At 65.2% G+C, this 12,535-nt stretch carries 6 protein-coding genes; 2 read left to right on the forward strand and 4 right to left on the reverse strand.

Annotated elements, in window-relative coordinates; all coding sequences use genetic code 11:
• Positions 1 to 331 precede the first annotated feature (331 nt).
• Together ACYVKQ_RS20395 and ACYVKQ_RS20400 are read left to right on the forward strand one after the other, a co-directional pair.
• Positions 332 to 4,066: a sensor histidine kinase gene (locus tag ACYVKQ_RS20395; RefSeq protein ID WP_460677207.1), complete on the forward strand. Its 3,735-nt coding sequence runs from the start codon at positions 332 to 334 to the stop codon at positions 4,064 to 4,066.
• A 91-nt stretch (positions 4,067 to 4,157) separates the two neighbouring features.
• The gene (locus tag ACYVKQ_RS20400) at positions 4,158 to 8,000 is read left to right on the forward strand and encodes a hypothetical protein (protein ID WP_460677208.1); all 3,843 of its coding nucleotides are present in this window, start codon (positions 4,158 to 4,160) and stop codon (positions 7,998 to 8,000) included.
• Positions 8,001 to 8,035: 35 nt separating this feature from the next.
• Here the strand turns inward: ACYVKQ_RS20400 and ACYVKQ_RS20405 are convergent, their stop codons facing one another.
• From ACYVKQ_RS20405 to ACYVKQ_RS20420, 4 genes are all read right to left on the reverse strand, one after another.
• Entirely contained in the window at positions 8,036 to 8,653 is a 618-nt protein-coding gene (locus ACYVKQ_RS20405; RefSeq protein WP_460677209.1) for an exonuclease domain-containing protein, read from the reverse strand.
• 152 nt (positions 8,654 to 8,805) lie between these two features.
• Entirely contained in the window at positions 8,806 to 10,041 is a 1,236-nt protein-coding gene (locus tag ACYVKQ_RS20410; protein WP_460677210.1) for a tetratricopeptide repeat protein, read from the reverse strand.
• Positions 10,042 to 10,412: 371 nt separating this feature from the next.
• On the reverse strand, positions 10,413 to 10,964 hold the full coding sequence (locus tag ACYVKQ_RS20415) for a hypothetical protein (RefSeq protein WP_460677211.1): 552 nt from the start codon (positions 10,962 to 10,964) through the stop codon (positions 10,413 to 10,415).
• Positions 10,965 to 11,023: 59 nt separating this feature from the next.
• Positions 11,024 to 12,508, reverse strand: coding sequence for a DUF6986 family protein (locus ACYVKQ_RS20420; RefSeq protein ID WP_460677212.1), 1,485 nt, complete (start codon positions 12,506 to 12,508; stop codon positions 11,024 to 11,026).
• Positions 12,509 to 12,535 lie beyond the last annotated feature (27 nt).

Genomic DNA, 12,535 nt, shown 5'->3' on the forward strand with positions numbered 1-12,535 from the left:
GCGGACAGCACTACGAACCCGAAACCGGCTTTTACTGGGGGCCATGTACATCAGTTACGGGCTGGCCGTAGGCGTCGTATCCGTAGCGCGCATGCTGACGTACCTGCTCAGCCACGACCCGCCGGTGTGAGTGTATGTGACCGTGGTAGCGGCGGCCATGATTTTGCTTACCCCGCTGCTGTTCCGCTACGCTCGGGCCATTATGCTTTACGGTTTCGGCGGCATCCGCTACGACCCGCAGACGCTTCGCCGGTAGGCCTTGCTTTTCTTCCAAATGCCGCCGCTGGCGGCATTTTTGCTTATTGCCCAGTCATTACCAACCAGCGGGCCGTTGAACCCATCTCTCCCCGTCCGACCGCGTCGCTTCGTGAGCAAGCGTTTGTTGCCGCTGTGGCTATTGCTGCTGGCGCTGCTCTGCTTTCTGGGCGCTTACCTGAGCAACTACTTTACCGCGCCGGGCGTGCTGGTGCGTGCCGACGTAGCGCGGCTGCAGCAGTTGCTGTCGGGGGCAGAGCGGCGGGCCGAGCAGGAAGCCGAAACGTTGGCTGTGCAACTGCTGCGTGGCAAGGGCAGCTTTGCCACTTTGCAGCCGGCTACCTACCCCACCTTCGTGTTCCGGGGAGAGCAGTTGCTGTACTGGTCCGACCACACCATGCGGCCGGAAGTGGAAAACGTGGCGCAGCCGTTCCGCGACAAGCTGGTGGAAATGCGATTTGGGCGCTACCTGGCCATCCGGCGCCCCGCTGGCTCCTACATCATCCTGACTTACGTGCCGCTGTTGCGTGAGTACGGCATCAGCAACCGCTACCTGCGCGAAGGCAGCGAGCGGGCCTTGTTTCGCGGGCCGGAGGTACGTCTTGTCGCCAATGCGCAGCACAATTCCTCCCTACCGCAGCTTTTCTCGCACGAAGGCCGTTACCTCTTCTCCCTGCAAAGCCTGCAGCCTAACCCCATCACGGGCAAGTATCTACCCCTGGCCCTGCTGCTGCTCGGTATGGGCCTGTACGTAGGCAGCTGGTTGCTGCAAGCGAGGCGGTTGTTTGCGCGCGGCCGGCTGCTGCCCGGCGCGGCAGCCGTTGTGCTGCCGCTGGTACTGTTTCGGGCCATGCTGCTGCACTTCAACCTGCCTTTTTCCTTTATCGAGCTGCCGCTGTTCGATCCTAAGCTGTACGCCGCTTCCTGGGCTTCGCCGTCACTAGGCGACCTGCTGATCAACGCGCTTTTGCTGCTGCTGCTGGCCTGGTACGCCCTGCTGCTGTTCCGGCGCTACGGCGTGACGCGCTACGTACGCCGGCTGCCGCTGGGGCCCGCGCGCTGGGGAGCAGCGGCCGGGGCTTTTCTGGGGTTTTTCACGGTGCTGCTGGGACTGTACTTCTTCTACCTAAGCTCCGTCAGCAATTCGCAGTTGGTGCTCGACGTCACGCAAAGCATTCAGTTTTCGGGCTTCAAGGTGCTGCTCTGTCTGGCCATCGTGCTGCACACGGGAAGCTACTTGGTGGTTTTCTGGCTGGTGACGCAGCTATACCTGGCCGCCGTGCCCGCCGAGCCGCGGCCGGTGCAGCTGTTGATCTTGGCAGTGTCGGCGCTGCTGGTGCTGCCCGTGGGCTTCGCACTGGGCGAAACGCTGGTGGTATTGCTGGGCCTCACGCTGCTGTTCTTCCTGATTCTGCGCATTGCCGCCCTAAGGCAACTGGCTAGTGTGCTGCCGTTTCGGGTGGTAGTGTTCCTGTTTCTGATGCTGGGCCTGAGCGCCGGCGTCGGCTCGCTGGCGCTGTACCAGCACTTCAAGGAGCAGCTGATTCAGAACAAGCAGCGCCTGGCGGGCAACCTGCTCGTCGACAATGATCTGCAGGGCGAGTTCCTGCTGGCCGAGCGGGCTCACGACATTGCGGCCGACCCGGTGATGCGTACCCGGCTGGCCAACCGCTTTGCCGACCAGGACGTGGTGCGCCAGAAGATAGCCAAGTATTACCTGCGCGGGTACTTCGACAAATACGAGGTGCGCGTGACGCTCTTTGACGGGCAGGGCCAGCCCATGAACGAAGACGACGGGTCGCTGACTCTATCGACAGTCCGCGCACAGTTGCTGCGTCAGGCCGTGCCCACCGACCTACCCAACCTGTACCTGCTGCACGGGGGCAATTCTTTCGACTCGCGGCGGTACGTGGCCTTCATACCTGTACCGACGGTGGCCGGCAGCACGGCCACGGTGCTGCTGGAGCTGACGCTGAAAAAGCTCACCACCAACAGTGTAGTGCCCGAACTGCTGGTAGACCAGAAGTACTTTCAGCCCGGCCTCGGCAACGAGCTGAGCTACGCCGGTTACGAAAACGGCCGGCTGGTGTACAGCGAAGGCGATTTTGACTACGTGAACGAACTGCCCGGCACATTACTGCAGGACGCGCGTCTCAACACCACCGGCCTCGTGCTGAACGGCTCCCACCACCTGGGCGTGCAGGGGCCGCAGCAGCGCACCGTGGTGGTGACCACGCCCACCTACGCCGCCGCCGAGTGGCTGGCCAACTTCTCGTTCTGGTTTTTGCTGCACCTGATTGGCGGCGGGCTCATTGGCCTGGCGTTGCTGGCCGGCCGCAGCCCACGGCAGCGCTGGTTCCGCACCACGTTCTCGGCCAAAATTCAGGCCTTCATGACGGTGGGCATTCTGGTGACCCTGCTGGTGGTCAGCCTAGCCACGGCCAGCCTCTTTACCGATACCTACAAGCTGGACCTGCGCCGCAGCTACGAGCGGCGGGGCCAGTTGGCGCAGCAGACCCTACTGCGCCGGCGGGGCCTGCTAGCCGACTCCGCCGGTCGCAACAGCCTCACCGAACTGGCCGAAACCGTGTCCACGCTCACGGAAACCGACCTCAACGTGTACGACGCCCGCGGCCAGCTGCTGGTCAGCAGCCAGCCGCTCATCTTTGAGGCCGGGCTGATCAGCAACCTGATGAACCCCGAAGCCGTGGTGGCGCTGGCCGAGCGCGGGCAGCCGCGCATTCTGCTGACGGAACGCGCCGGGTCGTTGTCCTTCAACACGCTGTACCTGCCTATCCGGGCGCAGTCGGCCTCGCCCGGCGGCGGCGCGGTAGTCGGCTACGTGGGCATTCCTTTCTTCGACTCGCAGAAGGAGCTGAACACCAAGCTCACGGAGCTGACTACCACCATCCTGAACATCTTCACCGTGATGTTCATTCTGTTCCTGTTCCTGACGTTTGTGGCCACCCGCGTGCTGACGCGGCCGCTCAAGCTCATCACGGAAAAACTGCGCCACATTACCCTCACGGGCCAGAACGAGCCGCTGGCCTACGAATCGAACGACGAGCTGGGGCTGCTGGTGCGCGAGTACAACACCATGCTCCACAAGCTGGAAGACAGCAAGCAGGAGCTGGCCATGCAGGAAAAGGAGGCGGCCTGGCGCGAAATGGCCCGGCAGGTGGCCCACGAAATCAAGAACCCGCTCACGCCCATGAAGCTGAGCCTCCAGTTTCTGCAGCGGGCCCTGACCGAGAAGCGCGGCAATCTGGAGGAAATGATCGGCCGCATCTCGCAGACGCTCATCACCCAGATCGACGTGCTCACTGATATTGCCACGTCGTTTTCCAACTTCACGAACCTGCCCGCCATGCGCCCCGAGCGGCTGGCCATTGCCCAGGTGCTGCGCCGCTGCGTGGCCCTGCACCAGCACGTGCAATTCGAGCCGGCGCCCGGCGCCGAGCAGGCCGAGGTCTTTGCCGACGAAAACCTGCTGGTGCGCACCTTCAACAACCTGTTGCTGAATGCCCTGCAGGCCATTCCGGCCGACCGCGCGCCTTCCGTGCTGGCCCGTGTGGAGCTGCTGGGCGCCGGGCAGGTGCGCATCAGCATTCAGGACAACGGCAGCGGCATTGCCGAGGACGTGCGCGACAAGGTATTCCGGCCCAACTTTACCACCAAGGAAACCGGCTCCGGCATCGGCTTGGCCGTAGCCAAGCGCGGCATCGAAAGCGCAGGCGGCAAAGTGTGGTTTGAAACCACGGCGGGGGAGGGCACTACCTTCTTTATTGAGCTGCCGCTGGCTCGAGCCTAATCGCGGCGGCCCGCGGGATTTTTCCCGCTGCGCACGACGTTAGGCCGCCAAGCGTTATTCCAGTTCTGCCGAAGCCCGCCCGGCTCGCTCTATGCCGCATTCCTTACGCCTCACCGTCCGCTTTCTGCTGCTGCTGGCCCTGTTGGCGGGGGGCGCCGTGGCCGCGCGGGCGCAGCTGCGGCCGGGAGCAGTGCCCTCGTCGCGGCGCTGCGTGTGGGTGCGGCTGCCGCCGGGCCGGGATACCACTGATTTCCGCCTCGCGGATACGCTGACGGTGGTGCCCTCCTCCGTCTCGACCGACGGGCGCGCCGTGGCCTACGATGCGCGCCAGGACCGCTACCGCATCATCTGGCCGAGCAGCCGGGTGGCCTCGCCCGAACCCGGCCAGCCCGATCTGCGCCTCCCCACCAACCGCCCCGATTCGGTGCTGGTCTGCTACCGCGTGCTGCCGGTGCGGCTAGCGGCCCCGCTGAGCCGCCGGCCGCGCAGCCTGATGGACTCGCTCAGCTTCGAGAGCCGGCCCTTCACCGGCTACGCCGACCTGGGCCGCAAGGAGCAGATTCTGGCCACGCCGGGCGTCAACAAAACCGGCTCGCTGACGCGTGGCATCTCCTTCGGCAATGCCCAGAACGTATTCGTCAACTCGGCTCTGAACCTGCAGCTGGAGGGCAAGCTCACCGAGAAGATCAACCTGACGGCCGCCATCAGCGACCAGAACGTGCCCTTTCAGCCCGAAGGCAACACCCAGCAGCTGCAGGAGTTTGACCGCATCTACATCACGCTTACTCACCCGAACTGGGCCCTGACGGCCGGCGACGTGGTGCTGCGCAACAAGCCCGACTACTTCCTGCGTTTCTACAAAAACGTGCAGGGTGCCGCCGGAGAGCTGTTTCTGGGCCAGCAGCTGAACCCCACGACCGGGCCCGGCGCCTTTGTGCCCAACCCGCTGAACCCTACCAACCCGGGTACCACCGGTCCGCAGTTGCCCATTACGGCGCCGCAGACGCTGGACCCGCGCTACCCCACCGAGCGCGACCAGACCCGGCCCGTGACGGTGCAAAGCAACGCCAGCTCCCGGCTGGGGCCCTTGCGCAGCTCCACCACCGTGGCGGCGGGCGTGGCCAAGGGCAAGTTTGCCAGCACCACCGTCGAGCCCATCGAGAACGTGCAGGGCCCGTATCGGCTGCGCGGGCCCAACGGCGAGCAGTTTATCATCATCCTGGCCAACTCGGAGCGGGTGTACCTCGACGGCCGCCTGCTGGTGCGCGGCTTCGACAACGACTACGTCATCGACTACAACACGGCCGAGCTGACGTTTTCCCCGCGCAACCTCATCACGCGTAATTCCCGCCTGCGCGTCGACTACGAGTACTCCGACTTCAACTACGCCCGCTCGCTGTACCACCTGAGCCACTACCAGCAGGCCGGCCGCCTGCAGGTGCACGCCAACTACTACCGCGAAGCCGACAACCCCGACAACTCGCCCAACCTCTCGCTGACCGACCAGGACAAGGAGCTGCTGCGCGGCATCGGCGACAACGTGAGCCTGGCCACCGCGCCGGGGGCGGTGCCGGCCACCTACGACCGGCGGCAGATTCAGTACAACCGCGTGCTCTTTACCGACCCGGCCACGGGCGAACAGCGCTTCATCTACGCGCTGCTGACCGACTCGACCCGTGACGTGTACGACGTGCGCTTCACCGACGTGGGCCAGGGCGCGGACGGGGCCGACTACGTGCTGAGCACCACTCCGGGCAACCTCAACGCCAACGGCCGGGTGTACGAGTACCGCGCGCCCGTCGGCGGGGTGCCGCAGGGGCGCTTCCGGCCCGAGCGCCTGCTGCCCACGCCGCTGGAGAAACAGGTGCTGTCGACCGGCGTGAGCTACCAAGTCGACTCCTCGACCACGGTATTCGTGGACCTGGCTTCGTCCCGGCTGGACCTGAACCGCTTCTCGCCCGAGTCGGGCCAGGGCCACGCCATGCGCGTGGGCTACGTGATGGAGGGCCGGCCACTGGGCGGCGGCCTGAGCAGTTACCGCCTGGCCGACGGGCGCCCGGCCTACGCCCGACGCAGCGGGGCGCAGGGCCAGTGGCAGGGCTACCGCCTGCGCAGTGCCCTCGACTACGAGTACACCAGCCGCGGCTTCGCGCCCATCGACCGGTACCGCGACATCGAGTTTGACCGCAACTGGAGCACCGGCGCCACCCAGCAGAGCAACGCCACCGGCGGCCGGCTCTCCCGCGAAGACAACATTTTCAACTTCTCGCTGGGTGTGGTGAAGGACGCGGCCAACAGCGTGAACTACCGCGTGAGCCGCCGCTTCCGCACCGGCGAGGTGAGCGGCGTGCAGCACTGGCTGGATGCCGCCCAGCGCCTCGGCAACGTGGAAATGCGCGGCTCGCTGTTCGTGCTCGGGGCCGATGCGGGCCGCCGCCGCAGCACCTGGACGCGCGGCGAGGCCGCCGTGCGCTACGTACGCGGCCCTGTGGTGCCCGGCTACGCGTACCGCTTCGACAAGAACCGTGTGCGCCTGCCCTCCGGCGACTCGCTTTCCTCGGCCAACTACTTCGACGAGCACGCCGTGTTCGTGCAAAGCCAGGACAGCGCCAGCGTGAAGTACCGCCTCGATTACACCTACCGCCGCGACCGGACGCCGGCCCCGGACTTGCGCGCCCTGCAGTTGCGCGGCACGGCCCAGACCTGGCAGGGGCAGCTCAGCACCAAGCTCGGCCGCAACCAGGACCTGAGCCTGCTGGCCACCTACCGCGACTTGGCCGCCCGCGACAGCGCCCGGCAGCGCACCGTGCTCGGGCAGCTGGCCTGGAACCTCTCGCTGCTGCAGGGCCAGCTGCGCTCGGAGCTGACCTACAACGTGGCCACCGGCCGGGAGCCCAAGCGCGACTACGTGTTTATTCAGGTGCCCACCGGCCAGCAGGGGCAGGGCACGCACTACTACGTGGGCGACCTGAACAACAACGGCCGGCAGGACAAAGACGAATTTCTGGAGGCGGCCACGCCCGATGCGGTGTACCGCACCCACATCAAGGTGTTTCTGTTCACCGATCAGTACGTGACGGCCTTCACCAACCGCTTCGGTTACCGGCTGAGCCTGGGCGCCCCGCGCAGCTGGCGCGACGCGGGCGGCTGGCGGGCGGGCGCGGCCCGCTTCAGCGCCGTCACCACCGTCAACCTGGACCGGCGCACCACGGAGCGCGGCCTCTCCGCCCGCCTGAACCCCTTCGCCTACCAGACGGCCGACGACCAGCTGCTCTCCTTGACCAAGCTGCTGCGCTCCACGCTGTACTTCAACCGCTCCAATCCCATCTTCGGGGCCGAGCTGACCGTGCAGCAGACCCAGCAGAAAACCCTGCTCACCCAGGGCTCTGACACGCGCAACCTCGCCAGCCAGGGTGTGCTGCTGCGCCGCACCCTGGCCCAGGCCCTCACCAGCCGCCTGAACATGGTGCGCAGCATCCGCGAAAACCAAAGCTCCTTCCTCGACCGCAACTTCCGCCTGGAGCAGTACGAGCTGGCCCCCGAGCTAAGCTACCAGCCCACGGGCATCTGGCGCTTCACCGGCGCTTACCGGCGCACCTCCAAGCTAAACACCCTGCCGCCCGCCCCCGACGCGCCCCGCGCCCGCGGCACCTTCGACGAGTTGAGCGTGGAAACTCGCATCAGCCAGGTGGGCAAGCGTACTCTCTCGGGCACGGCCAGCTACGTGCGCGTGGGCTTTCGGGGCACCGAAAACTCGGTGGTGGGCCTGGAAATCCTGCAGGCCCTGCGCCCTGGCAACAACGTGACCTGGAACCTGAACCTGGAGCAGCGCCTCAGCAACGGCCTCAACATCACCGTGAGCTACGACGGCCGCAAGCCCGATGGGCTCAACGTGATTCACACCGGCCGCATGCAGGCGTCGGTGCTGTTTTAGGCGAGGGTAGAAATCAGTCGGCTAGGACCGTGGCCTTACCAACGCCACGTGCGCGCCATGCGGGGCTTGGCCGCGCTGCCGATGCCCTTGGTCAGCTCGCGCTGCTTGAACGACCACGCGAATGAGTGTCCGCTGCGCAGGGCCCGCAGCGTTAGGTCGGCGCAGGCGGCGGCGTCGGAAAGGCTGTCGTGGTGGTTGAGCGTGAGGCCGAAGCGGGCGGCCAGCTCGTTGAGGCGGTAGGAGTCGAAGCCGGGGTGCGAGGCGCGCATGAGCTTCACGGAGCACAGGCTGTGGAAGGCGGGCACCGGCAGCGCGTGGGCGCGCAGGCTGTGCTCCAGCACGCTCACGTCGAAGGAGGCATTGTGGGCCACCACCAGCTGGCCCTCGATGAAGGGCTGCAGCAGCGGCCAGAGCTCGGGCAGCGGCGGGGCCGGGCGCAGCTGCTCCAGCGAAATGCGGTGTACGCTGTAGTTCATGGGCGCCACGCGCAGCTCCACCGGCCGGATCAGGTACTGGTACGTATCGACCACCGCGCCGCCCTGCACGCGCACCAGCCCGATGGAGCAGGCGCTATGGCGCTGCTCGGTGGCCGTTTCGAAGTCGATGGCCGTGAAATTCAGTTCCTGCAGGTCCTGAAGTATCTTGTGCTGCATGGCGGGCGGTGCTTAAGGCCCGCAAGGTACGCCGCCCGCGCCGTAGCTCGCATCCTGGGGGCACGTCCGCCAATGGTAATTGTACTGCGACAACCGTGCGGGGCGCGAACCGAACGGTTCGCGTCACCGCGCAATCGGCGCGGGCACCGGGCTTACTTTTTGGCCAGCTTGTGGGTGCGCAGGTAAGTTTTGGCCTCGGCGTGATTGGCCGATTTGCGGTCGGCAATGGCCAGCACCTGCTCGTAGTAGCGGCGGGCCTCCTTCACGTTGTTGTCCTTATCGGCCATGCGGGCCAGGTTCAGGTTGGCGTAGAGGTAAAAGCCGCCCTTGGTATCGGCCGTGCTTTCGGCAAACACGATGCAGCGCTGGTAGTAGTCCTTGGCCTTGGGCAGGTCCTTGTACTTGTTCTGCATCAGCCAGCCCAGAAAGTAGGTGGCGTAGCGGCCGCTGATGCCCTCGTAGCCGGCAAAGCCGCGGTTGAGCTTGTCCAGGATTTCGCGGCTCACCCGCTCACACTCGCGGAACTCGCCCTCGTTGAAGCACAGCAGCGCGTAAAAGCGCTGGAAGTAGCCGTTGTCGGGGTAGCTGGCGGCCAGCCCGCGGGCAATGGGCATGGCCAAAGCCGGGTTGCCTTCCTCGTTGTTGAGGATGCGCATCAGGAATACCTTGGCCTCGGGGCCCACGTACACCCCGTTGTCGGCCACGTTGCGCATCTGCTGCAGGCCCAGCTGCTTGTTGCCCTTCGGAAACAGCAGCAGCACGGGCTTCAGCAGCGGGTAGTTGTCCGGAATCCAGACGGCGTAATAGTTGAACAGCGCCTGCCCGAACAGGAACTCCGGGCTCAGGCCGTTGGCCTCCTGGCTGAGCTCCAGGTATTTCAGGGCGCGCTTCGCGCTGACGGTGGCCTTGGCCCAGTTGCTGCGCTCGGCGTACAGGCGGCCGGAAAAGCCGTAGGCGGCGGAAAGGAAAAAGCAGGCTTCGTAGTTCTTCTCGTCCTTTTCGTACAGGGCCTCGGCCTTGGTAATGGCCGTGTCCATGTAGGCGATAAAAGGCTTGTCGTAGAGCCGGGTCTGAACGTTCGTCGGTACAATCTTCCACCAGGTGCTCAGGCCCATCAGGAAGTAGGGCATGGGGTGGTTGGGGTAGCGGCGGCGCAGGGAGCGGAATTGCTTTTCGGCCCGGTCGTACTTGAAGTTGTAGAGGTTCTGCACCGCGCCCTCCAGCTCCAGCGCAATGTCTTGGTTGAGCAGCAACCAGCCCTTGGTGTCCACCGCGTCCGGGGCCACGTCGATATTTTCCAGGTCGATGTTGCGAACGGGTTTCGGCGTCCGGCTGGTATCGGCTTTCTGGGCCTGGGCGCCGCCAGCCAACAACAGGAAACAGAGCACAAGCCCTATCCAATTGCCGGGCAAAAGACGACGGAGGCGATTCATTCGATTCAAATTGTATTCTGCCGGCGGGTAAGGACTCTTCTCGTACGTAAAACTACACTATCCGATTCAGTTCACGGGCGAAGGCCGCGCAGCGGTTCCATTGCTCCTCTGACCCCGCGTAGCGTTGCTTGGGACGTAAACCCCATCAGTGCCAAGGGGTAGCAGCCAAGTGGTAAAATAATCATCCGGACGAGGGGAAGGGTTCCGATACAGACTGGTTTGTTGGTGCTAACGCGCTATAACGCATTAGTAATATGTTATTTACTAACGGATGTTTTTTGTACTTACCACAGTCCTTGCCTATATACTCCCGCGGCCTTGCAGGGTTAGGGCCGGCTCAGCGCATCACTGGCCAACTCGCCCACGCGCTCCAGCGGCTTGCCGGTGAAGACCGCAATGGCTTGCCCCACGGCCAAATCCTTCGATTTGGCCAACCCTTCGCCGATAACGAGGCGCCCTTTGGCGGCGGTAGCCACATACAACAAGTACCCGCAAAAATGGTCCTCGGCGTCGTGCACGGCCTCCAGCACCACGCGGTTAATCTCATCGAAGGAGCAGAACGGGGCTTCCTCGTTGCGGCGCACCACCGCCTGGGCGCGGTCGAAGACGATCCGGTCGCGCAGCAGCACTTGCTGCCGCAGGCGGCGCAGCACCCCGGCCAGCAGGGCCAGCACAGCCGCGCCCAAGCCCACGGCGGCCAGGCTCAGGTAATCCGGCGCCGGCTCGCGCAGCAGCACCACAAACTCCACGGCCAGGCAGCCGGCGGCCAGCAGCAGGGCCACGCCCAGCCACAGCATGTCGCGCCGCAACGACTTTTTCGTGCGCCCGATGGCCAGCACCGACTCCGGGCTGCTCAGTACTTTGATTCGGCGGATCATAGGCGAAGGGGCTGAAAAGAAAAACCAGAAAGCGGACCCGGCCGGCTCACCTCAAAGTACTAGGCCGGCTGCTGGCGGCGGCCCTGCAGGATGCGGAAGAAGGAGCGGGACTGGATTTCCTCCGTGGTCAGGCCCGTGGCCAGGACCTCTTCCTCAGTGATGGCGCCGCAGTTCAGGGCCCGCAGGAAGAAGTTGAGCAGCCCCTGGCCGGTGGCGGCATCGTCGAAAATGTCGCCGGTGAGGGTGCTGATGGCCGCCCGTTCCACGAAGGTTTTGAGCCGGTGCAGCGCGTCGGCGTGGGAGCTGAGGAAGAAGGTGTAGGTGGCCGCGTAGCGCATCGGCAGCTGGGCCGGGTTCAGGTCCCAGCCCTGGTAGAGGCCGTTGATGAGCGAGTGGGTGGTGTGGTGAAAGCCCTGCCGCCACGCGTTGTGCACCGATTCGCGGTTTTCGCGCAGCTGCTCGTAGCTGAGGTTGTCGCCGCGGTGCGGGGCGATGGGCATCACGTTGGTGGCCCCGTCGGAAAGAAAGATGCCGGTGCCGCCCAGCGCCACCTTGGTCATGTGGTGAGCAAAGTCGCAGACCGGGTGCGCCATGGTCTGGTAGCGCGCCGTGATGCCGGCCGAGGCCGTGTAATCGTAGGTGCCGAAGTGGGCGGCCACGCAGCGGCCTTCCCCGGCGCGGATGATGCGCATCAGCGGGTTGCGGCCCTCATCGTCCATGATGATTTGGGTGGCTTCCACCATGGTTTCCATCCGCAGCGTGCCGGCGGGCAGGCCGTGGGCTTTTTCCAGCAGCTCGAAGAGGCGTACCATGGTAGTCATCTGCTCGGGGATGGTCACCTTGGGCAGCATCACCACGAAGTTGTCGGGCAGCCGGCCGCCGGTTTCGGTCAGCAGGGCGGTCAGGAAGAGGTCGAGGGTGCGCACGCCGCGCTGCTTGAGGTCCTCGGTGAAGGGCTTGATGCGGATGCCGATGAAGGGCGAAATGGTACCCTGCTGCATGCCCCGGGCCAGCTCCCGGGCCGCCTGCACGGCGGTAGCGTCCTCCTCCTCGTCGGGCCGGTTGCCGAAGCCGTCCTCGAAGTCGATGCGAAAATCCTCCACCGCCTCGGTCTGCAGCTTGCGCAGCATCTTGTGGTAGACGGAATAGGCCAGCCAGGCGTGCTCCTTTTTGCGCTGCTCCTCGCTCATCGCGTCGAGCCGGGCCGTGAGGTCGGCAATGTCGGCGGCCGAGGTGGGCAAGTGCTCGTGGCCCTGCAGCTGCAGCACGCGGGCCAGCTCCACGAAGTTCGGGGCGTAGGTTTGCAGGCTGTGCAGGGCAATGTCGCCCATGCGCACGCAGGTATCGGCCTTGAAGAGGTTGGCCCCGCCGTACACCGTGTGCACGGGCTGCCGGTCGGGCCGGTCGCCGGGGTAGGTGCGCTGAAACTTCAAGTTGGCGCTGCCCAGCTGCTCCAGTAGCTGGTTTTTATCGGATTCGGGAAGGCTCAGGTGCATGGGGGAGGGGTAGTTATCGGTGGTCGGGTGGGAGTCGGCAGAAGTCATCAGCTCAGCAAAAAATGCCTGGTAACG

Source organism: Hymenobacter coalescens (genome assembly GCF_054783195.1).